A 19,617-nucleotide genomic window follows, 5' to 3' on the forward strand; every position below is an offset into this window, starting at 1 on the left:
GGGCGAATGAGTTCGCCCCTACAGCAGCACACCAAACGATAACGAGGAGACACACATGAAGAACATCAAGGCACTCACGCTCGACGACGTGAAGCGTATTGCCGCGGCTGCCGAGGCCGAGGCGCGGGCCCAGGGCTGGGCTGTCAGCATCGCCGTCTGCGATGGCGGCGGCCACGCCCTGTGGCTGCAGCGCATGGACGGTGCGCCGCTGATGAGCGCCGCCGTGGCGCCGGAAAAGGCCCGCACCAGCGTGCTCACCGGCAAGCCCAGCAAGGCCTTCGAGGACATGGTGAACAACGGCCGCGTTGCCGCACTGGCAATGCCGGTGGTGCCGCTGGAAGGCGGCGAGCCGATCGTCGTGGATGGGGTGATCGTCGGTGCCGTCGGCGTGTCCGGCGTCAAGGCCGGCGAGGACGCCCAGGTGGCCCGTGCCGGGGTTGCCGCACTGGCGGAGGTGAAGTGATGAAGCGCGCCCGCCGTTCCCGCATCCTCGCCACCCTCGGCCCGTCCAGCTCGACGCTGGAGCGCATCCGCGAACTTTTCGATGCCGGTGCCGATGTCTTCCGTCTCAACTTCAGCCACGGCAGCCATGCCGACCACGCCGAGCGCCTCAAGCTGATCCGCCAGGTGGAGGCCGAGCGCGGCCGCCCGATCGGCGTGCTGATGGACCTGCAGGGCCCCAAACTGCGCGTCGGCCGCATCGCCGGCGGCAAGGTGCTGCTCGAAGCCGGTCAGCGTTTTCGCCTCGACCTGGACCCGGCCGACGGCGACGTGACCCGCGCCGGCCTGCCGCACCCGGAGATCTTCGCCGCGCTGGAAGCCGGCACCGAGCTGCTGCTCGACGACGGCAAGCTGCGCCTGCGGGTGGACAGCTTCGGGCCGGACCACGCCGAGACCACCGTGCTCGTCGGCGGCCCGCTGTCCGACCGCAAGGGTGTCAATGTGCCCGGCGTGCTGCTGCCGATCTCGCCGCTCACCACCAAGGACCGGGCCGACCTGGCCTTCGGCCTGGAAATGGGTGTCGATTGGGTTGCGCTGTCCTTCGTGCAGCGCCCCGAGGACATCCGCGAGGCCCGTGAGCTGATCGGCGACAAGGCGTGGATCATGGCCAAGCTGGAGAAGCCGGCCGCCATCGAGCACCTGGACGAGATCGTCGCGCTGGCCGACGGCGTGATGGTGGCCCGTGGCGACCTGGGCGTCGAGCTGCCGCCCCAGCAGGTGCCGGTGCTGCAGCGGCGCATCGTGCGCGCCGCGCGGGCCGCCGGCCGGCCGGTGGTGGTGGCGACGCAGATGCTCGAGTCGATGATCACCGCCCCGGTGCCGACCCGCGCCGAAGCCTCCGACGTGGCCACTGCAGTGTATGAAGGTGCCGACGCGGTGATGCTGTCCGCCGAATCGGCGTCCGGCCAGTACCCGGTGGAGGCGGTGGCTATCATGGACCGCATCATCGGCGAGGTGGAGCAGGACCCGGCCTGGCGCGGTGAGCTGGAGGCCAGCCACACGCCGGCCGCGGCGACTACGCCGGACGCCATCTGCTGCGCGCTGCGCCGCGTCGCCAGCCTGCTCGAACCGGCCGCCACGGTGGCCTTCACCACCTCCGGCTTCAGCGCCCTGCGCGCCAGCCGGGAACGTCCGGTGACGCCGATCCTGGCGCTGACCCCGCGGCTGGCCACGGCGCGCCGCCTGGCCATCGCCTGGGGCGTGCATCCGGTGCCCTTCGACGAGGTGCATGACGTGGCCGAGATGATCGAGCACGCCACCGCTGCGGCCCTGCGCGAGGCGGTGGCCCAGGCGGGCGACACGGTGGTGGTCATCGCCGGCCTGCCCTTCGGCCAGCAGGGCAGCACCAACCTGCTGCACGTGGCCCGCGTGCCGGGGGGCTGATGACCAGCGGGCTGCAGTCTGCGCAGGAGGCGTCCGCATGGATCGTTACACGGAACTGAGGAGCTTCGTGCTGGTGGCGGAAAAGGGCAGCTTCGCCGCGGCGGCGCTGGTCGAGCAGGTCACGCCGGTGGTCATGGGGCGGCGCCTCGATGCGCTGGAGGGGCGCCTCGGCGTCAAGCTGATGCACCGCTCGACGCGCGGCCTGCACCTTACCGAGCTGGGCGAGCGCTTTCTCGAACAGGCGCGCCAGCTGCTGAAGGACTTCGACGACGTGGAGTCGGCGATCACCGCCGGCCGCAACACGGTGCGCGGCCATCTGGTGGTGTCGGCGCCGGCGGCCTTCGGGCGGCGCCACGTGGCGCCCCACGGGCCGGCCTTCCAGGCCCTGTACCCGGACCTCAAGCTGTCCTTCAACCTGACCGACAGCGTGGTGGACCTGGTGCGCGAGGGCTACGACATGTCGATCCGCATCGGCGAGGTGACCGACCCGAACTACGTGGCGGTGCGGCTGGCCGGCAACCGGCGCGTGGTGTGCGGCACGCCGGCCTATTTCGAGCGCCACGGGGTGCCGCAGACGCTGGACGACCTGGCGCACCACAACTGCCTGGCCTTCAACCTGCAGGGCGGCCAGCAGCGCGGCTGGTCCTTCCTGCAGGACGGCAGGATGGTGGCGGTGAAGGTCAGCGGCAACCTCGACTGCAACGACGGCGAGCTGCTCTACAGCTGGGTCAAGCAGGGCCTCGGCATCGGCTGGCGGTCCACCTGGGAGATCGAGGGCGAGCTGAAGCGCGGCGAGCTGGTCACCGTGCTCGACGACTTCGCCGCGCCGGCCTACGCGATCCAGGCCGTCTATCCGCAGCAGCGCTACCTGCCGGCCAAGGTGCGCGTCTTCATGGACTACCTGAAGCGCATCTATGCCGAGCCGGGTTACTGGGAACGCTGAGGGCCGCTCCGTGGCAGCGCGTTCCTCAGGCCAGCGTCACCGTCAACAGGTGGCCGCTACGCACCTGGCGCAGCAGGCGCGGGTCGTCCTCCAGGCGGCCGAGCACCTGGCAGCCGCTGTCGTGGTGGACCGCCGACGAGCCGAAGGGCAGGGCGATGGACGCACCGGCCGGCCAGTAGAACACGGTGCCCGGCTCCAGGTCGTCACGGGTCTTGCCGCCAGCGCGGACGCGTAGCGGAACGCTGAGGACGAGCTCGTCGCCGCGGCTGGTCGCAGTGGATTGCAGCGGCAGCGCGGCCAGCATCGCGCGGGCGCCCGGCGTGTCGTCGAGGCGGGCGAAGACTTCCCCGTGGTCCCAGGCAATCCGGATGCGCATGGCCGTGCTCCTTGTGTCAATGCTGTCGGGCTGATCTTAGGGGAGCGGGGCGGTGGCGATAAGCGCCGCCGGCGGCAGTTCTGTGCATACCGCCGGTATCGGCCCGGTGGCCGCCGTCATGCGCTTTCGGCCAATTCGTTTGTACTTTCCGACGATCTGCGCCGGCCCGCGCGGTGGGCTGCGGCGGGCCGGCTACACTGGCTGTGCGCACCCCGCGCCACGACATAACAAGACTCCTGGAGACAAGCCATGTCCGATCTGCCGATCAGCCGTTATCCCGTTCCCGAACTCGCCGACCTGCCGGAGGACGTGCGCGCCCGCATCCTGGCCGTACAGGAGAAGGCCGGCTTCGTGCCCAACGTGTTCCTCGCGCTGGCCCACCGCCCGGAGGAGTTCCGTGCCTTCTTCGCCTACCACGATGCGCTGATGGAGAAGGACGTCGGCCTCAGCAAGGCCGAGCGGGAGATGATCGTTGTCGCCACCTCCGGCGCCAACCAGTGCCTGTACTGTGTGGTCGCCCACGGGGCGATCCTGCGCATCCGCGCCAAGAACCCGCGCGTCGCCGACCAGCTGGCCACCAATTACCGCAAGGCCGAGATCAGCCCGCGCCAGCAGGCCATGCTCGATTTCGCGCTGAAGCTGTCCCTCGATGCGGCCACCGTCGGCGATGCCGACATCGCGGCCCTCAAGGCCCACGGCTTCGACGACGAGGCGATCTGGGACATCGGCGCGATCACTGCCTTTTTCGCGATGAGCAATCGGCTCGCCAACCTGATCTCCCTGCGCCCCAACGACGAGTTCTACCTGATGGGCCGCCTGCCGAAGAGCTGAGCGCCCGACGCCGCTTTTTCCTTTCCCTCTCGGCCGCTAGTCCGGCCCTTTCATCGCCGGCTCTTGCCGGCGTTTTTTTGGGCATTCGCGGGGCCAGTGAATAATTTTTTGTCGTTGCTGTAAGAACGTGGGGGGCATTTCCGTCCAATCGCCAGCACCTGATAATCCGGGGCGCCATGCCGGCGTCCGGCAGGGCTGCTTTCAACCCCTCAAGGAGATTCGCAATGAACAAGGCTACCGCTCTCACCGCCGCCCTGGCTGCTTCCGTTGCTTTCGGCGCCGCCCATGCTGCCGACAACCCCTTTGCCGCCAAGCCGCTGGCCGGGGGCTATCAGCTGGCCCAGGCCGACACCAAGATGCAGGACGGCAAGTGCGGTGAAGGCAAGTGCGGTGCCGACAAGAAGGCCACCAGGAAGTCCGCCCACAAGGCCGAAACGAAGATGAACGACAAGATGGCCATGGACAAGAAGGCCGATGGCTCCTGTGGCGCCGACAAGAAGGCCGACGGCAGCTGCGGTGCCGACAAGAAGAAATAATCGATCGGAACGGCCGGGACGGCGTACGCCGTTTCCGGCCCCTGCGGGAGGATTCGACATGCCAGTACGCATGCCCCACGGGGCCGGGCTCGGCTTTCGCCGCGAGTTGCTGGCGGAGATGGAAGCCGGCGTACCCGGCACGGTGGACTTTTTTGAGCTGGCACCGGAGAACTGGGCCGGCATGGGCGGCCGTTCGGCGCGCCAGCTGCGCGCCTTCACGGAGCGTTACCCCTTTGTCTGCCACGGCCTGTCGCTGAATCTGGGCGGGCCGCAGCCCCTCGACACGGAACTGCTGGCGCGCATCCGCGCCTTCATGGCCGGGCATGGCATCGGCCTGTACACCGAACACCTGTCCTGGTGCGGCGATGCCGGCCAGCTCTACGATCTGTTGCCGCTGCCGTGTACCGGCGAGGCGGTGCGCTGGGTTGCCGCGCGCATCCGCCAGGCCCAGGACGTGCTCGGCATGGCCATCGGCATCGAGAACGCCTCCTACTACGTGGCGCCGCCCGGCGCCGAGATGGGCGAGGCGGACTTCATCCGCGCGGTGGTGGAGGAGGCCGGCTGCCGGCTGCACCTGGACGTGAACAACATCCTGGTCAATGCCGCCAACTTCGGTTTCGACCCTTACGAATTCCTGTACGCGCTGCCGCTGGAGCGCTGCTGCTACATCCACGTGGCGGGACACGATGTGGAGGCGGACGGATTGCGCCTCGATACCCACGGCGCCGACGTGATCGACCCGGTATGGGCGCTGCTCGATGCCGCTTACGCGCGCACGGGGCCGCTGCCGACCTGCCTGGAGCGGGACTTCAACTTTCCGCCGCTGGCCGCGCTGGGGGCCGAGGTTGCGCAGATCGCCGCCCGCCAGGCCCGGGCACGGCGGGCCATCGAGGTGACGGCGTGAGCGCGCCTGATGACGTGGCTGCCGCCGGGCTGCAGGCCTGGCAGAGCGCCTTTGGCGAGCGCCTGCGCCATGGCCGCCGGGTTGCCTGTCCGGTGGGCGCGCCGGCCCGGCGCATGGCGGTGTACGAGGGGCTGGTGTTCCAGCGTCTGCGCGGCTTTCTCGACCGCTGTTTTCCGGTGGCCCGGGCGACGCTCGGCGAGGCCCGGTGGACCCGTCTGTGCCGCGCCTTCCTGCGCGACTGGCGCTGTGCGACGCCGTGGTTCCGCGAGATTCCGCAGGAGTTCCTGGCCTACCTGGACAGCGGCGCCTGCCGCCAGCCGCTGCCGCGCTGGTTCGGTGAGCTGGCGCGCTACGAATGGGCGGAGCTGGCGGTGGACGTGATGGATGTGGCGCTGCCGCCGCACCGGCCCGACGGCGATCTGCTCGACGGCGTGCCGCTGGCCAACCCGGCGCGGCTGTCGCTGTCCTTCGCGTGGCCGGCGCAGTGCATCGGGCCGGACTTCCGGCCGCGCCAGCCCGAGGCGGTCCATCTGGTGGTGTATCGGGATACGGACGACGCGGTGCGCTTCATGGCGCTGAGCCCGGCAAGCGCGCGTCTGCTGGCGCTGCTCGACGGCGAGCGCAGCGGGCGGCAAGCCCTCGAAGCGCTGGCCATGGAACTGGGGCGGCCGGCAGATACGGCATTCATCGATTTTGGCCGGCACAGCCTGGCCGAGTTGTGCCAGCACGGCGTATTACTGGGAGAACGGACATGACGACTCTGCGCATCCAGGCTTCGGCCTGGTTCGATACGGGCCTGGGACAGCTGGAGAGCCTTGGGCAATGGATTGCGCTGCTCGGCCTGCGGACACTGCTGGCCTGGGAGTTCTTCGAGTCGGGGCGGGAGAAGCTGTTCGGCCCCAACTGGTTTGCCGACATTCAGGACCAGTTTCCATTTCCGTTCGACCTGGTGCCGCCGGAGGTCAGCTGGCAGCTCGCCACGTGGATCGAGTTGATCGGCGGCGCAGCCCTGCTGCTCGGGTTGGCGACGCGCTTCTTCGGCGTGGCGCTGGCGGTGCTGACGGCGGTGGCGATCGCCGCCGTGCATTGGCCCGCGGACTGGATGGGGCTCGGCGAGCTCTGGCAGGGGTATGCGATCACCGACGCTGGCCATGGCAATTTCAAGTTGCCCCTGCTCTTCCTTGCTATGCTGATGCCACTGATCCTGCTCGGGCCGGGGCGGCTGAGCATGGATGCGTGGATCCGTCGGCGGCTGCTTGCCGATCCGCATGGGAGCGCCGCCCCGTAGATTGTTCGCCAGCCATGATCGACTCCGGCAGTGCCGACCTCATTTCGGGCTTCCGCCCGCAGATGCTGAAGTTTGCCCGCCTGCAACTGCAGGACGAGGCCGCTGCGGACGACGCCGTGCAGGAAGCCATCGAGTCGGCGCTGCTGGGCATCGACCGCTTTGCCGGGCGCTCGGCCTTGAAGACCTGGATCTTCACGATCCTGCGCCACAAGATCATCGATACGCTGCGCGAGCGTGGCCGCACGGTGCAGATATCCAGCTTCGAGCGCGACGAGGAGGAACTCGACGAGGCCTTCGACCGGCTCTTCAAGGACAACGAGCACTGGAGCCCGCAGGGGCGGCCGCAGGCCTGGGGCGATCCGGAAGAGGCGTTGGCTCAGCGCCAGTTCTGGCAGGTCTTTGAGACCTGCCTGGAGGTGCTGCCGGCGCGCACGGCGCGGGTCTTCATGATGCGCGAGTTTCTCGGTTTCGAGACCGATGAGATCTGCGCGACGCTGGTGCTCACCACCACCAATTGCAACGTGATCCTGCACCGGGCCCGTGCGGCGCTGCGGCAGTGCCTGACAAACGGCTGGTTCGGCGCGGAGGGCCGGGCATCATGATGAAATGCAAGGACGCGACCCACTTGATGTCCGAGGCGCTGGACCGCCCGCTGGGCCGTGGCGAGCGGATGCGCCTGCGGGTGCATCTGCTGTTCTGCGGCGGCTGCCGGGCCTTCCGCCAGCAGATGGATTTCCTGCGCCTGGCGACGCGGCGCTTCCTCGAACGCAACGACTAGCGCGTCATCGCGTGCGGGGAAGCAAGGAAACGCCGGCTTGTCCCAGGTTTTCCTGCTTCCTCGGGGCCGGGCTGGGCGCCCGGCCCTGGGGTGCTCAATGGCGGCTCTGGATTTCCTCGATGTAGCCGAGCATGCCGGTGCGGATGTTGGCGGCGTTGCCTTCGTCGGTGTCGATGTGCATCGCCAGCCGGTAGCTCGGGCTGACCCGCACGATCACGTCGCCGAAGATCAGCTCGCGCTCGCCCTCGACCCGCACACGCACCACGTACTTGTCGCGCACCCGCAGGCGGCGCGCGTCTTCGGGCGTCATGTGGATGTGGCGCTGGGCGCAGATCACGCCGCGTTCGATGGTGGTGCTGCCGGCCGGGCCTTCGAGGGTGATACCCGGCGTGTTGGCGAGGTCGCCGGATTCGCGGATCGGCGGCTGCAGACCGACCTTGAACTGCTCGGTCATGGCGATCTCGACTTGCGTTTCCTTGCGGGTCGGGCCGAGCACGCGCACGTTGGCGATGCGCCCCTTGGGGCCGACCAGGTGCACCTTCTCGGCACAGGCGAACTGGCCGGGCTGGGACAGCTCGTGTTCCGGCGTGAGCTGGTGGCCGGGGCCGAACAGCTTTTCCACATCGGCCTGGGAGAGGTGCACGTGGTGGGCCGAGATCTCGACGGGGATCGGCATCGGCGCCTTTTCCTCGGCCTTGGCCTCGCGGATCAGTTCGTCCCTTTCGATGGCGCGCAGGGTTTCCCAGGCTACCAGGCGCTCGTCGTCGTTGTTGATGACGAGGATGGTCACCGGCGAGTCGTCGGTGGAGATGATCGCGAAGTCGTCCACCTTGCCGAGGTTGCGGTTCTTCTCCTCGTCGAGCTTGATGCCCATGTAGGCCAGGCCCTGGCAGGCCAGGCTGCGCACCGCGGCGCTGGTCTCGCCGATGTCGCCGGTGAAGGCTACTACGTCGATGCCGCCCATTGCCGCCACGTAGGCGCCGATGTTCTTGCGCACCTGGTAACAGAAGGCCTTGTGGGCCAGTAGTGCGCGGTGGTGGCCGTTGCCGGCGGCAGTCTCGATGTCGTGGATGTTGCTGGAGATGCCGGAGATGCCCTTCAGGCCGCTCTCGGTGTTGATCAGCGTGGACAGGGCTTCCGGCGACATCTGCTGGCGCTCCATCAGGTGCACCATGACGGCCGGGTCGATGCTGCCGGAGCGGCTGGGCATGATCAGCCCGTCGGTGGGCGTCATGCCCATCGAGGTGTCTACCGAGCGGCCGTGGTCGATGGCGCACACGGAGGCGCCGATGCCCAGGTGGCAGGAGACGATCTCCAGCTCGCCGAGGGGGCGCTTGAGAACCTCGGCCGACTTCAGCGACACGTAGCGGTGGGAGGTACCGTGGAAGCCGTAGCGGCGGATGCCGTCCTGCTTGTAGAGGTCGTAGGGCAGGCCGTACAGGTAGGCGTAGGGCGGCAGGGTCTGGTGGAAGGCGGTGTCGAAGACCGCCACGTGAGGTACGTCGGGCAGCTGCTTGAGGGCTTCGCGGATGCCGGCCACGTTCACCGGGTTGTGCAGTGGGGCAAAGACCGACAGCGCCTCGATGTCGGTGATGACGGTCGGCGTGATGACGGCCGCAGCGGCGAAGCGGTTGCCGCCATGGACGACCCGGTGGCCGACGGCGCAGATTTCATCGAGCTCGAAGGCGAAGGCGTCGCCGAGCTGGCGGGCGGCGTCCTGCATGACCGGGAACAGCTCGGACAGCGGGAAGGGGTCACGGGTGATGGTTCTGACCTGCGGGCCGACCATCACGCTGATGCGCGACACGTACTCGTCGGTGTTGTCGATGATGCCGTGGACGTCGGAACCGAGGTCGCGGGTGTCGTAGATGCCGAAGTGGATCTGGCTGAGGCCCACGTTGAGGGCGATTACCTTGCCGGCGCGGGCGGAGTGTAGTGACAGCACCGACGCAGCGGAGGACTTGGCCGACACGATGTCCAGCGACATGCTGCGCATGCGTTCGAGGAGCATCCGCGACAGGTAGCCGATGGCCTTCGGGTTGGTGAGGATGTGGGTGTTGAAGGTTTCCAGCGGAATCAGCAGCACGTAGCAGCGGTTGCCGGCGATCACGTCGGCGGTCACGCGGTCGCCGGTGAGGGTGGACATCACGCCGAACACGTCGCCCGGGCCGAGCTGCGTCAGCACCGTGCGGGTGCCGGTGTTGTCGGTGACCGAGATCTCCGCGTGGCCGGTGATCAGCACGCCGAGGTACTGCCCCTCGTCGCCAGTTTCCAGGATGGCCTCGTTGCCTTCGTAAGTGGCCAACCGGCCGCTGGCTACGATCTCCTCGACCTTGTCGGCCGGGAAATGCTCGAACAGGCGTACCTGTTCCAGGAAAAACCGTTTCAGATCGATGTCGCTCACGCTGTGTCTCGCTTGAAAGAGTGGAGCCGGATGAAAGGATAGAGACAGAATAGCGTTCTTGTTGCGATGCATCAAAGGCCAATCGCCGTTGTGGTGTGTCGCTGTTCAGGTCACAGGATAGTTCTCTGACGCGTCAGCCGGATTAACGGACGAAGACCCGTGCCCGATCACGGGGGCGGCGGGTGGGAGATGCGCGGGGGAGGGCTGGAAAGCACAAAGGCCGACCCGGAGGTCGGCCTTTGTGGCAAGTGCTGGTGCTCATGGGCAGGATTGAACTGCCGACCTCTCCCTTACCAAGGGAGTGCTCTGCCACTGAGCTACATGAGCCGGAACCGGCATGTCGCAGGCCAGAAAGGCCCGGTGACAACGAAACGCCGTGTGACTGGCGCTGCGCTTTTGACTGGAGCGGCAGAAGAGTCTCGAACTCTCGACCTCAACCTTGGCAAGGTTGCGCTCTACCAACTGAGCTACTGCCGCGTACTACCTGAAAACAAAGAGCCCAACCGGACGATTGGACTCTTTGCGAAATCTGGTGGGTTGCGAATGTTTCAGCAACTGCAAAAAGCGGGCGCATAGTATCAACCGATTTCGAGGTTGGCAAGTTTTTTATGTTTTTCACTGCATTTCGTTGCACATGGCCGCCGTGGGACAGCATGCGGAGGGCTTGACAATCGTTAGCGTTTCTTGTTGCCCATCAATGATAGGGGGAGGCCAGCCAGTGATGATGGGCAGGAAGTCAACGCATTGAATGCAGGTGTCACCATGAACGTCTTTCTCGCCCCGGCCGTGGCCTTCCTTAATCGTCTGGGTTTTCGCGGCAAGTTCGCGGTGATCAGCGCCTGCGTGGTGTGCGCTCTGGCGGGCCTCGGGAGCCTGCTGGGCTTCAATCTGTGGGGCGAGGTGCAGGCGACCCGTGCCGAGCAGGCCGGCGTGCGGCTGCTGACTCCGGTCCTGCATGCCTTGCAGGACGCGCAGAAGCACAGGGCCGCGATGATCAGCGTGCTGTCCGGCCAGGCTGACGCAAAAGGGCGCGCCGACGAGACCGCCGCCCAGGTTGGGCGCTGGATGGGGCAGGTGGACGAAGTGCTGAAAGCGGCACCGGTGCTGCAATCGACCCAGCCGAAGTGGCAGGCCGTACGGGAAGAGTGGGCGCGGCTGGTCGCCACTGGCGGCAGCATGGACGCTACCGCCAATCGCATGGCGCACCGCGAGCTGATCGAACACCTGCTGGATTACCTTGACGATGTGGTGACGGTGTCGGGCCTGCTGCTCGACCGGGAGGCGGATGGTTTCTATCTCGTCGATGCCGTACTGGTCCGTCTGCCCGACGTGATGGAGCGGATCGGCAAGATGCGCGCGATGGGTAATCAATTGCTGACCCAGAAGAGCGCCACTGATACGGATCGCGAAGACCTGGCCACGTTGCTGGCGGTCAGCGATGCGCGTTATCAAAGTGTCGTCAAGGAACTGAAGAAGGCCAGTGTGGAGCGGCCGGGGCTGGCCGCTGCGGTGGCACGCCTGGAGGGCGAGGCCGGCCCGCAGTTGAAGGCGCTCACTGACGTGGTCCGGCGCGATATTCTGGCCGGCCGCTACGAGACGCCTGCTGCCGATTGGGTGCAGCGTACGACGGCTACCATCGACGCCTTGTATGGACATGTTTTCACGCAATTCGTGCCGGAACTGGAAGGTCTGCTGGCGACCCGCGAAAGTCGTCTGCTGGAGACTTTTGCGATCACCGTGACCGTTGCTGTCGGCGTGTCGCTGCTGATCGTCTACCTGCTGGCCGCAGTGTCATCGGCGATCGGCGGGGCGGTGGCGAGCCTGGCGGCCAGTGCCGAGCGGGTCGCCGACGGCGACCTCACGGTGAAGGTCGATCTGGTCTGTCGGGACGAGTTGCAGCGGGTAGCCCAGGCCTTCAATCGGATGAGCGGGTCGATCGCCACGCTGCTGCGCGGGGCGAGCCAGACCGCCGACGATCTGTCTACGGCGGCCGATCGTCTGGTGGCGGCTTCCGGCGAAGTGGCGCAGAGCTCGTCCGGCCAGAGCGACGCGGCATCGGCGATGGCGGCGGCAGTCGAGCAGATGACGGTGGGTATCAACCACATTTCCTCCAATGCCCAGGATGCCCAGGGCGAAGCGACCCACGCCGGCAGGCTGGCGGTGGAGGGCGGCGACGTGGTGCGGCGGACCATCGACGACATCAACCGGATTTCCGAGGTGGTGCAGCGTACGGCCGGTATCGTCGGCGGTCTCGGCGAACGCTCGACGCAGATCTCGGCGATCGTCGGCACGATCAAGGAGATTGCCGACCAGACCAACCTGCTGGCCCTCAACGCGGCCATCGAGGCGGCCCGTGCCGGCGAGCAGGGGCGTGGTTTTGCGGTGGTGGCCGATGAAGTGCGCAAGCTGGCGGAGCGCACCGGTCAGTCCACGCAGGAGATCGCCGCGATGGTCAAGGCGATCCAGGACAGCACGCAGGACGCGGTGCAGGCCATGGAGGAAGGCGTCGGCCGGGTCGGCGAGGGCGTCGAGCGGGCCGGCCAGGCCGGCGGTGCGATTGCCGAGATCCGTGACGGTTCGGGGCGGACCGTGCAGGCCATCAACGAGATCAGCGACGCTCTGCGTGAGCAGAGCGCCGCCAGTACCGAGATTGCCCGTCGCGTCGAGGGCATTGCGCAGATGGCCGAGCGGAACAGCCTCAATTCCAGCGAGACGGAGCAGACGGCCCACCAGTTGAAGGCGCTGGCCGCTCATCTGGAGCAGGACATCGCCCGTTTTCGCCTGCCCTGAAACCGGCCGTCAGGCGGTGGCCAGCTTGCGGGCCACCGGCGCTTCGCGGATCGGCAGGTTGACCAGCGCGGCGAACACGGCCAGCGCCATGTCGGCATACCACATCCAACTGTAGTCGCCGAAGCGGGCCAGGGCCAGGCCGCCCAGCCAGGCGCCGAGGAAGCCGCCGACCTGGTGGGACAGCAGGGTCAGCCCGAACAGCGTGGCCAGGTAGCGGATGCCGAACAGCTTGCCGACGATGCCGGCGGTCGGCGGCACGGTGGCCAGCCAAGTGACGCCGAGCCCGGCAGCGAACAGGTAGAAGGTCAGCTCGGTGTGCGGCGCCAGCAGGTACCAGCCGATAAGTAAAGCACGCGATGCGTACATCACCGCCAGAATGTGCTTGCTGCGATAGCGCGAGATGCAGGCACCGGCGTACAGGCTGCCGACCACGTTGGACAGGCCGATGATCGCCAGCGACCAGCCCGCCACCGACGCGGGCAGGCCGCACAGGTTCACCTCGCCGGGCAGGTGGGTGACCAGGAAGGCGATGTGGAAGCCGCAGGTGAAGAAGCCGGCATGTAGCAGCAGGTAGTCCCGGTTGCGCAGGGCCGTAGCGATGGCCTGGCGCAGGCCGCCGCCGCTGCCGGCATCCGTGTCCGTGGGATGGACTGGCGCGAGTGGGCGGTCGGTGAGCTTGTTCACCAGTGGCAGCGCACCGAGGGTCATCACCGCCAGCGACCACATCGCGCCCATCCAGCCGAGGGCCTGGATCAGGCCCTGCAGCACCGGCGCGAAGACGAACTGGCCGAAGGAGCCGCCGGCGTTGATGACGCCGGACGCCGCGCCGCGGGCCTCTGCCGGCATGCGCCGCGCGGCGGCACCGATCAGTACCGAGAAACTGCCGGCACCGGAGCCCATCGCCGACAACAGGCCGAGGGTCAGTACCAGGCCGAAGGCGGAGTCCATGAAGGGCGTCAGCGCGCTGCCGACGGCCAGCAGCAGCACTCCGCCGATCAGTACCGGGCGCGGCCCGTAGCGGTCGGCGATGGCGCCGGCGATCGGCTGGATGGCGCCCCAGCTGAACTGGCCGATGGCCAGCGCCAGGCTGATGGTGGCGATACCCAGGCCGGTGGAGGTGTTCAAGGGGCTGATGAACAGCCCGATGGACTGGCGGGCGCCCATGGTGACCAGCAGGATGCCGGCGGCCGCCAGCGTGGTGAGCAGGACGTCGGGTTTGCGCAAGGTATGGAACATGATGCCGATCCGGGTGAGCAGGGGATGGATCGACTATAGGTTTCGCATACGCTCTGAAAAAGATGATAATCGTCACCAATACGTCAACGGATTATTGACAAATGCGCTGGCTGGCCAGTTGGGAAAGTTTCGTTCGCGTCGTCGAGGAAGGCAGCATGGCTGCCGCAGCCCGGCGCCTGGACTGCACGCGGGCCCAGGTCAGCAAGCAGGTCGGCGAACTGGAGCAGGCCTTCGGCGTGCGCCTGTTCGAGCGCTCCACCCGCAAGCTGGTGCTGACGCCGTCCGGCGAGATCTTCCACCGCCACGCGCTGCAGGCCCTCGAGGCGGTGGATGGTGCCGAACTGGCGGTGCGCAACGTGGACGAGGTGCCGCGCGGCGTGCTGCGCATCGGCGCTTCGGCGGTGTTCGGGCGCCAATGCGTGGCGCCTTTCGTGCCGCGCCTGCTGGCGCGCTATCCGGAGCTGGAGTGCGAGCTGATCCTCAGCGACGAGCGGGTGGACTTCGCCGACGCGAGCATCGATCTGGCGCTGCGCATGACCAAGTCCCCGCCGGAGGACGTGGTGTCGCGCCTGCTGCTGGTGCTGCGGCGCGTGATCTGCGCGTCACCGACCTATCTGGCAGCCCACGGCAGGCCCCGGTTGCCGGCCGATCTGACGGTACACCAGTGCTTCAGCCACCTGCTCAGCGACGGTGGGATGTGGCGCTTGCGGGATGGCGGGGGCAGCGAGATCAGCGTGCCGATCCACAGCCGCCTGCGCTTCAACGACATCGGCAGTACGCTGGATGCGGTGCGCGCCGGGCAGGGTATCGCGATCCTGCCCACCTACCTGTGCGGTGACGCGCTGGCGCGCGGCGAACTGGAGACACTGCTCGACGCCTACGAGCCACAGGTGGATTTCGGCCGCAATCTGTATGCCTGTTATCTGCCCAGCCGCGGGCGCCTGCCGGCGGTGCGGGCCTTCCTGGGCGAATTTCAGGCCTGGCTGAGCCCCGAGCCACCGTGGGAGCGCTACGGGCGGGGGCGCTGAAGGGTACGCACGGTGGGTATGCGTTCGGCAAGCCCCACGACAGCCTGGTGTGGCAGACTGATGTCCGTTGCTGCAAACCGTTCATGCCATGCCGCGTGTCGCCGATCGTCTTCTTGCCCTGTGCAGCCTCGGATTGCTGGCCTTGCCTTGCGGCGGCCAGGCCGCGGAGCCGGCTGTGCGCGACCAGGATGTGCATGTGGAGCGTGCCTACGGCGGTTTCGTGGTGGACGTGGTGATGCACACACCGGTGCGGCCGGCCCAGGCATGGGCGGTGCTGACCGACTTCGAACACATGGCGTCCTTTGTGTCCAACCTGAAGAGCAGTCGCGTCCTCGAGCGCAGCGAGGGCGTGCTGAAGGTGCATCAGCAGGGTGTGGCGCGCTACGGTTTGTTCTCGGCGAACTTCGAGTCCCTGCGGGAAATCCGCCTGATGCCCTACAGCGAGATCCACGCCCATGGCCTGGGCGGCAACCTACAGCGCATGGAGAGCCTGATGCGGCTCGAGCCGGAGGATGGCGGAACTCGCCTCAACTACCACGCGGAAGCCCTGCCGGGCTTCTGGTTTCCACCAATGATCGGTCCGGCGCTGGTCCGCCACGAAACCGCCGAGCAGTTCTCGGCGATGCTCGACGAGATGCGGCGACGGCAGGAGCGGGAGTAAGGGAAGGGCAGGTCGTGGCGCCTATTCGGTGGTGCTGGGGCTCCAGAAGGCCTGGCTGATGCCGGGTTGTTCGGCGAGCCGGCGGGTCAGCCGGTCCAGTTCGTCGCCGTCTACGGCGGTGGCCATCAGCACCGCCTCGATCTCCACCGCATCGTCGCCGAAGGCATGTACGACCAGGTCGCGGGCCGTGTGCTCGGCGGCCTCCAGCGCCGCTTCGAGCAGGCGCAGGGCTTCCTTCTGGCGTTCGCGCGGGGCGATCACGTAGACGGTGTTGGTGACCTCCACCGCCAGGGTGTCGATCGGTTCGCGGTTTATGCGGTCCACCACCGGCCGCAGCAGCGTGTTGGTGGCCAGTACGAACAGCGCCCCGAGGGCGGCCTCGGGCAGCAGGTCGGCGCCGGCGCAGGCGCCGACCGCGGCCGAGCCCCACAGCGTTGCGGCGGTGTTGAGGCCGCGCACGTTGCCCTCCTCGCGCATGATCACCCCGGCGCCGAGAAAGCCGATGCCCGACACCACGTAGGCCACCACGTGTTCGGCGCCTTCGTGGCCGCCCAGGTGGTTGGCCATGTCCACGAAGATCGCCGCCCCCACCGCCACCAGCACATTGGTACGCAGCCCGGCGGTACGCTGTCGGTACTGGCGCTCGTAACCGATCAGGCCGCCGAGCACGAAGGCCGTCACCAGGCTCAGCAGGGTGTCGAGGAGGGATACGAGGTTGATGTTCTCGATCGCTTGCAGGGTCATGTGCTCATCTCCAAAGGGCCGGCGGGTTGCGGCCCGCCGGGGGAGAAGGGTAGGGGCGCCGTGTTACGCCGGCAGCCGGGTTCAGAAACCCAGGCTCTCGCCGGCACCGAGCAGAGTGGCGACGCCGAGCACGGCGAAGATCGCCGCGGCGATGCCATGCACCAGGCGCACCGGGATCGCATGGGCGATGCGGTCGCCCAGCAATACTGCCGGTACGTTGGCGATCATCATGCCGAGGGTGGTGCCGGCGACGACGACGGCCAGGTTCTGGTATTGGGCGGCCAGCGCGATGGTTGCCACCTGGGTCTTGTCGCCCATCTCGGCGAGGAAGAAGGCTACCAGCGTGGTGCCGAAAACGCCGAAGTGGGCCAGCTTGGCGTCGTCCTCGTCGAACTTGTCGGGGATCAGGGTCCAGATCGCCATCGCTATGAAGGACACACCGAGCACCCAGCGCAGCATGGTCGGGCCGAGCAGGGTCGTGACCCAGGTGCCGACGGCACCGGCGAAGCCGTGATTGACCAGCGTGGCGATGAGGATGCCGATGATGATCGGCACCGGCTTGCGGAATTTGGCGGCCAGGATGAAGGCCAGCAACTGGGTCTTGTCGCCGATTTCGGCGAGGGCGACGATGCCCGTGGAGACGAGGAAAGCTTCCATGTGAAATCCCTTGGCCGGATACAGACGAATGACCACGCGCGCCTCTCCGGCCAAATCCGGAGGCGGGTGGTCAAAGGTCTTGCCAAGTTCGGGACCGCCTGCGCCATGGCCGCGAAGCCAAGTATGTTGACGCAGGCCCTTTCGAGAGAAAGGAGGCTACTCCCCAATGACGGCCGCGATGCTACGCGAGCCAGCTGCGCCTGTCCATCCGCACCGGACGGGCCGGCGCAGCCGGGCCCGGGCCGTGGTTGGCCGTGGCTATGCCGCTTTCAAACGGCAATGGGATGAAGCTATGGGATGGGGATAGAATCGAGATCTGGATGGCAAGAATTGAAAGGTTGAGGCGATGGCGGAGGATGGATTGGACGCAGGGCAACATGCGGAGCGCCGTAAGCGCCAGCGTTTCGTAGCGCGGCGCTGGGGCAGCACCTGTTTCTGGGTGTCGATCGATGGGCTCCGGCTGCCGCTGAACGACCTGTCCCTGGAAGGCTTCGGTGTGCCGGCAAGTGCGCCGCCGGCGGAGCCACGCAGCTTTCCATTCGTGCTGCATCTGGATGGCATCCCCGATCAGATCCGCGGAGAGGCTGCGACGATGAATTTCCTCGCCGGCCCGGAGGGTGGGCAACTGGGCTGCCGTTTCACGTCTTTCGAGGAGGATGGCGCCCTGCGGCTGCATGACTGGCTGACCGTGCACGTGATCGCCTCCGCTTCTGTGCGTATTTCCGAGCAGGAGGCCGCGGCCATCGTAGCCGGTCCCTCGTTGGTCTGAGCGCTGGGGCGAGATATTTGCCCAGGTGCTTGAAACATCGGTAAAATTTGCAACAGCTTCGCCGGCCGCTGGCCGGCGTTTTCCTTTTCCGTTTTGCTGTCGCGCCGCTCCCTCGGCGGACCCAAGGAATACCTGCCGTGCTCATTGCCAATAACATCACGATGCAATTCGGGGCCAAGCCCCTGTTCGAGAACGTCTCCGTCAAGTTCGGTGACGGCAACCGCTACGGCCTGATCGGCGCCAACGGGGCCGGCAAGTCCACCTTCATGAAGATCCTTGCCGGCGTGCTCGAGCCGACCGCCGGCAACGTCGCCATCGACAGCGGTGAACGCATGGCCTTCCTGAAGCAGGACCAGTTCGCCTACGAAGATGTGCGGGTGATCGACGTGGTGATGATGGGCCATGCCGAGATGTGGGCCTGCATGCAGGAGAAGGACGCGATCTACGCCAACCCGGAAGCCACCGAAGAGGACTACATGAAGGCGGCCGAGCTGGAGGGCCACTTCGCCGAGTACGACGGCTACACCGCCGAGGCCCGTGCCGGCGAACTGCTGCACGGCGTCGGCATCCCCACCGAGCAGCACAACGGCCCGATGCGCGAAGTCGCCCCCGGCTGGAAGCTGCGGGTGCTGCTGGCCCAGGCCCTGTTCGCCAACCCGGATATCCTGCTGCTCGACGAACCGACCAACAACCTCGACATCAACACCATCCGCTGGCTGGAGAACGTGCTCAACGAGCGCAACTCCACGATGATCATCATCTCCCACGACCGGCACTTCCTGAACCAGGTATGTACGCACATGGCCGACCTCGACTACGGCCGCATCCAGGTCTGGCCCGGCACGTGGGACGACTACATCGAGGCCTCCACGCAGGCCCGCGAGCGCCAGTCGGCGGCCAACCAGAAGGCCAAGGAGAAGGTCCAGGAGCTGCAGGAGTTCGTGCGCCGCTTCTCGGCCAACAAGTCCAAGGCCCGCCAGGCGACCAGCCGCGCCAAGCAGATCGAGAAGATCAAGATCGACGAATTCAAGCCGTCCAGCCGCCAGTATCCGTGGATCCGCTTCGACTACGACGAGAAGGAGAAGCTGCATCGCCAGGCCGTCGAGATCGAGAACCTCACCTTCGGCTACGATCCGGCCAAGCCGATCATCAAGAACTTCACCTTCACCGCCGACGCCAACGACCGCATCGCCATCATCGGCGAGAACGGCATCGGCAAGACGACGCTGCTGAAGCTGCTGGTCGGCCCCGAGCTGCACGGTCTGACGCCCCAGTTCGGCACCATCAAGTGGGCCGAGAAGGCCAAGCTCGGTTACTACGCCCAGGACCACGCCGATGACTTTGCCAGCGGCGAGAACCTCACCGACTGGATCAGCGGCTACGTGCGCGAGGGCGGCTACGAGGGCGACGATGCCGAGACCCTGATCCGCGGCACGCTGGGTCGTCTGCTGTTCAAGGGTGACGACGTGAAGAAGTCGGTCAAGGTGATCTCCGGCGGCGAGCAGGGCCGCATGTTGTTCGGCAAGCTGATGCTGCAGCGCAAGAACGTGCTGCTCCTCGACGAGCCGACCAACCACATGGACATGGAGTCCATCGAGTCCCTCAACTCGGGCATCGCGGATTTCGGCGGCACGTTGTTCTTCGTGTCCCACGACCGGGCCTTCGTGTCGTCCATCGCCACCCGTATCCTCGAGATCCGTGGGCCGGGTGAAATCATCGATTACCGCGGCACCTACGAGGAATACCTGGCCAGCCAGGGTATCGAGTAAGCCTATGTCGTCGGTCAGG

At 67.0% G+C, this 19,617-nt stretch carries 20 protein-coding genes, 2 tRNA genes and 1 riboswitch; of the genes, 15 read left to right on the forward strand and 7 right to left on the reverse strand.

Going from position 1 to position 19,617, the window contains the following annotated elements; genetic code table 11:
• Nucleotides 1-55: 55 nt before the first annotated feature.
• From AC1PQG_RS01590 to AC1PQG_RS01600, 3 genes are read left to right on the forward strand one after another with little or no spacing between them, the layout of a single operon-like run.
• Nucleotides 56-463, forward strand: coding sequence for a GlcG/HbpS family heme-binding protein (locus AC1PQG_RS01590; protein ID WP_481120936.1), 408 nt, complete (start codon nucleotides 56-58; stop codon nucleotides 461-463).
• Nucleotides 463-1,884 (forward strand): pyruvate kinase, encoded by a 1,422-nt coding sequence (gene pyk, locus AC1PQG_RS01595; protein ID WP_481120937.1) that lies wholly within the window; start codon nucleotides 463-465, stop codon nucleotides 1,882-1,884. The genes AC1PQG_RS01590 and pyk overlap by 1 nt, the downstream gene beginning before the upstream one ends.
• 37 nt (nucleotides 1,885-1,921) lie before the next feature.
• Nucleotides 1,922-2,827, forward strand: a complete 906-nt coding sequence (locus tag AC1PQG_RS01600) for a LysR family transcriptional regulator (RefSeq protein WP_481120938.1) — start codon at nucleotides 1,922-1,924, stop codon at nucleotides 2,825-2,827.
• A gap of 25 nt (nucleotides 2,828-2,852) precedes the next feature.
• On the opposite strand, the gene AC1PQG_RS01605 is transcribed toward AC1PQG_RS01600, so the two are convergent.
• Complete coding sequence (locus tag AC1PQG_RS01605) at nucleotides 2,853-3,203, reverse strand: cyclophilin-like fold protein (protein ID WP_481120939.1); 351 nt, start codon at nucleotides 3,201-3,203, stop codon at nucleotides 2,853-2,855.
• Between the two features lie 249 nt (nucleotides 3,204-3,452).
• Here AC1PQG_RS01605 and AC1PQG_RS01610 point away from each other — a divergent pair, with 249 nt between their 5' ends.
• The 7 genes from AC1PQG_RS01610 to AC1PQG_RS01640 all read left to right on the forward strand — a co-directional run bounded on the left by AC1PQG_RS01610 (nucleotide 3,453) and on the right by AC1PQG_RS01640 (nucleotide 7,540).
• Entirely contained in the window at nucleotides 3,453-4,034 is a 582-nt protein-coding gene (locus tag AC1PQG_RS01610; RefSeq protein WP_481120940.1) for a peroxidase-related enzyme, read from the forward strand.
• Nucleotides 4,035-4,258: 224 nt separating this feature from the next.
• Entirely contained in the window at nucleotides 4,259-4,570 is a 312-nt protein-coding gene (locus AC1PQG_RS01615) for an HvfA family oxazolone/thioamide-modified RiPP metallophore (RefSeq protein ID WP_481120941.1), read from the forward strand.
• A 58-nt stretch (nucleotides 4,571-4,628) separates the two neighbouring features.
• Nucleotides 4,629-5,474, forward strand: coding sequence for an HvfB family MNIO-type RiPP peptide maturase (locus AC1PQG_RS01620; protein ID WP_481120942.1), 846 nt, complete (start codon nucleotides 4,629-4,631; stop codon nucleotides 5,472-5,474).
• Nucleotides 5,471-6,229, forward strand: a complete 759-nt coding sequence (locus tag AC1PQG_RS01625; protein ID WP_481120943.1) for an HvfC family RiPP maturation protein — start codon at nucleotides 5,471-5,473, stop codon at nucleotides 6,227-6,229. The genes AC1PQG_RS01620 and AC1PQG_RS01625 overlap by 4 nt, the downstream gene beginning before the upstream one ends.
• Nucleotides 6,226-6,762, forward strand: a complete 537-nt coding sequence (locus AC1PQG_RS01630; protein ID WP_481120944.1) for an HvfX family Cu-binding RiPP maturation protein — start codon at nucleotides 6,226-6,228, stop codon at nucleotides 6,760-6,762. The genes AC1PQG_RS01625 and AC1PQG_RS01630 overlap by 4 nt, the downstream gene beginning before the upstream one ends.
• A 14-nt stretch (nucleotides 6,763-6,776) precedes the next feature.
• Nucleotides 6,777-7,364 carry a sigma-70 family RNA polymerase sigma factor gene (locus AC1PQG_RS01635; RefSeq protein ID WP_481120945.1) on the forward strand — a complete coding sequence of 196 codons (588 nt, stop codon included), beginning with the start codon at nucleotides 6,777-6,779 and terminating at the stop codon, nucleotides 7,362-7,364.
• Nucleotides 7,361-7,540 (forward strand): zf-HC2 domain-containing protein, encoded by a 180-nt coding sequence (locus AC1PQG_RS01640; RefSeq protein WP_481120946.1) that lies wholly within the window; start codon nucleotides 7,361-7,363, stop codon nucleotides 7,538-7,540. The genes AC1PQG_RS01635 and AC1PQG_RS01640 overlap by 4 nt, the downstream gene beginning before the upstream one ends.
• Before the next feature lie 94 nt (nucleotides 7,541-7,634).
• Here AC1PQG_RS01640 and AC1PQG_RS01645 read toward each other — a convergent pair whose 3' ends face one another.
• From AC1PQG_RS01645 to AC1PQG_RS01655, 3 genes are all read right to left on the reverse strand, one after another.
• Complete coding sequence (locus AC1PQG_RS01645; protein WP_481120947.1) at nucleotides 7,635-9,944, reverse strand: acetate/propionate family kinase; 2,310 nt, start codon at nucleotides 9,942-9,944, stop codon at nucleotides 7,635-7,637.
• Between the two features lie 252 nt (nucleotides 9,945-10,196).
• Nucleotides 10,197-10,271, reverse strand: a tRNA-Thr gene (locus AC1PQG_RS01650).
• A gap of 74 nt (nucleotides 10,272-10,345) precedes the next feature.
• Nucleotides 10,346-10,421 (reverse strand) — tRNA-Gly (locus tag AC1PQG_RS01655).
• A gap of 285 nt (nucleotides 10,422-10,706) precedes the next feature.
• Between AC1PQG_RS01655 and AC1PQG_RS01660 the strand changes: the two genes are divergently transcribed.
• Nucleotides 10,707-12,734 (forward strand): methyl-accepting chemotaxis protein, encoded by a 2,028-nt coding sequence (locus tag AC1PQG_RS01660; protein WP_481120948.1) that lies wholly within the window; start codon nucleotides 10,707-10,709, stop codon nucleotides 12,732-12,734.
• A gap of 9 nt (nucleotides 12,735-12,743) precedes the next feature.
• On the opposite strand, the gene AC1PQG_RS01665 is transcribed toward AC1PQG_RS01660, so the two are convergent.
• Nucleotides 12,744-13,970, reverse strand: coding sequence for an MFS transporter (locus tag AC1PQG_RS01665; RefSeq protein ID WP_481120949.1), 1,227 nt, complete (start codon nucleotides 13,968-13,970; stop codon nucleotides 12,744-12,746).
• A gap of 101 nt (nucleotides 13,971-14,071) precedes the next feature.
• Here AC1PQG_RS01665 and AC1PQG_RS01670 point away from each other — a divergent pair, with 101 nt between their 5' ends.
• On the forward strand, nucleotides 14,072-14,998 hold the full coding sequence (locus AC1PQG_RS01670; protein ID WP_481120950.1) for a LysR family transcriptional regulator: 927 nt from the start codon (nucleotides 14,072-14,074) through the stop codon (nucleotides 14,996-14,998).
• An 88-nt stretch (nucleotides 14,999-15,086) separates the two neighbouring features.
• Nucleotides 15,087-15,659, forward strand: coding sequence for an SRPBCC family protein (locus AC1PQG_RS01675; RefSeq protein WP_481120951.1), 573 nt, complete (start codon nucleotides 15,087-15,089; stop codon nucleotides 15,657-15,659).
• 21 nt (nucleotides 15,660-15,680) lie between these two features.
• On the opposite strand, the gene AC1PQG_RS01680 is transcribed toward AC1PQG_RS01675, so the two are convergent.
• Complete coding sequence (locus AC1PQG_RS01680) at nucleotides 15,681-16,403, reverse strand: MgtC/SapB family protein (protein WP_481120952.1); 723 nt, start codon at nucleotides 16,401-16,403, stop codon at nucleotides 15,681-15,683.
• Between the two features lie 81 nt (nucleotides 16,404-16,484).
• The gene (locus AC1PQG_RS01685; RefSeq protein ID WP_481122953.1) at nucleotides 16,485-17,060 is read right to left on the reverse strand and encodes a TMEM165/GDT1 family protein; all 576 of its coding nucleotides are present in this window, start codon (nucleotides 17,058-17,060) and stop codon (nucleotides 16,485-16,487) included.
• A 3-nt stretch (nucleotides 17,061-17,063) separates the two neighbouring features.
• Nucleotides 17,064-17,237: riboswitch (yybP-ykoY riboswitch) on the reverse strand.
• 184 nt (nucleotides 17,238-17,421) lie between these two features.
• Here AC1PQG_RS01685 and AC1PQG_RS01690 point away from each other — a divergent pair.
• A complete protein-coding gene (locus AC1PQG_RS01690; protein WP_481120953.1) occupies nucleotides 17,422-17,829 on the forward strand; it encodes a PilZ domain-containing protein in 408 nt (135 codons plus the stop codon).
• 137 nt (nucleotides 17,830-17,966) lie between these two features.
• Nucleotides 17,967-19,598: an ABC-F family ATPase gene (locus AC1PQG_RS01695; protein ID WP_481120954.1), complete on the forward strand. Its 1,632-nt coding sequence runs from the start codon at nucleotides 17,967-17,969 to the stop codon at nucleotides 19,596-19,598.
• Nucleotides 19,599-19,617 lie beyond the last annotated feature (19 nt).

It is taken from the genome of Zoogloea sp. GDB6 (assembly GCF_056724105.1).

What these genes read in the sequence shown, in the direction of transcription:
- AC1PQG_RS01630 (WP_481120944.1), top strand. Translation starts at nt 6,226, where the DNA reads ATGACGACTCTGCGCATCCAGGCTTCGGCCTGGTTCGATACGGGCCTG.
- pyk (WP_481120937.1), top strand. Translation starts at nt 463, where the DNA reads ATGAAGCGCGCCCGCCGTTCCCGCATCCTCGCCACCCTCGGCCCGTCC.
- AC1PQG_RS01610 (WP_481120940.1), top strand. Translation starts at nt 3,453, where the DNA reads ATGTCCGATCTGCCGATCAGCCGTTATCCCGTTCCCGAACTCGCCGAC.
- AC1PQG_RS01670 (WP_481120950.1), top strand. Translation starts at nt 14,072, where the DNA reads ATGCGCTGGCTGGCCAGTTGGGAAAGTTTCGTTCGCGTCGTCGAGGAA.
- AC1PQG_RS01640 (WP_481120946.1), top strand. Translation starts at nt 7,361, where the DNA reads ATGATGAAATGCAAGGACGCGACCCACTTGATGTCCGAGGCGCTGGAC.
- AC1PQG_RS01675 (WP_481120951.1), top strand. Translation starts at nt 15,087, where the DNA reads ATGCCGCGTGTCGCCGATCGTCTTCTTGCCCTGTGCAGCCTCGGATTG.
- AC1PQG_RS01620 (WP_481120942.1), top strand. Translation starts at nt 4,629, where the DNA reads ATGCCAGTACGCATGCCCCACGGGGCCGGGCTCGGCTTTCGCCGCGAG.
- AC1PQG_RS01680 (WP_481120952.1), bottom strand. Translation starts at nt 16,403, where the DNA reads ATGACCCTGCAAGCGATCGAGAACATCAACCTCGTATCCCTCCTCGAC.
- AC1PQG_RS01685 (WP_481122953.1), bottom strand. Translation starts at nt 17,060, where the DNA reads ATGGAAGCTTTCCTCGTCTCCACGGGCATCGTCGCCCTCGCCGAAATC.
- AC1PQG_RS01615 (WP_481120941.1), top strand. Translation starts at nt 4,259, where the DNA reads ATGAACAAGGCTACCGCTCTCACCGCCGCCCTGGCTGCTTCCGTTGCT.
- AC1PQG_RS01590 (WP_481120936.1), top strand. Translation starts at nt 56, where the DNA reads ATGAAGAACATCAAGGCACTCACGCTCGACGACGTGAAGCGTATTGCC.
- AC1PQG_RS01660 (WP_481120948.1), top strand. Translation starts at nt 10,707, where the DNA reads ATGAACGTCTTTCTCGCCCCGGCCGTGGCCTTCCTTAATCGTCTGGGT.
- AC1PQG_RS01635 (WP_481120945.1), top strand. Translation starts at nt 6,777, where the DNA reads ATGATCGACTCCGGCAGTGCCGACCTCATTTCGGGCTTCCGCCCGCAG.
- AC1PQG_RS01600 (WP_481120938.1), top strand. Translation starts at nt 1,922, where the DNA reads ATGGATCGTTACACGGAACTGAGGAGCTTCGTGCTGGTGGCGGAAAAG.
- AC1PQG_RS01665 (WP_481120949.1), bottom strand. Translation starts at nt 13,970, where the DNA reads ATGTTCCATACCTTGCGCAAACCCGACGTCCTGCTCACCACGCTGGCG.
- AC1PQG_RS01605 (WP_481120939.1), bottom strand. Translation starts at nt 3,203, where the DNA reads ATGCGCATCCGGATTGCCTGGGACCACGGGGAAGTCTTCGCCCGCCTC.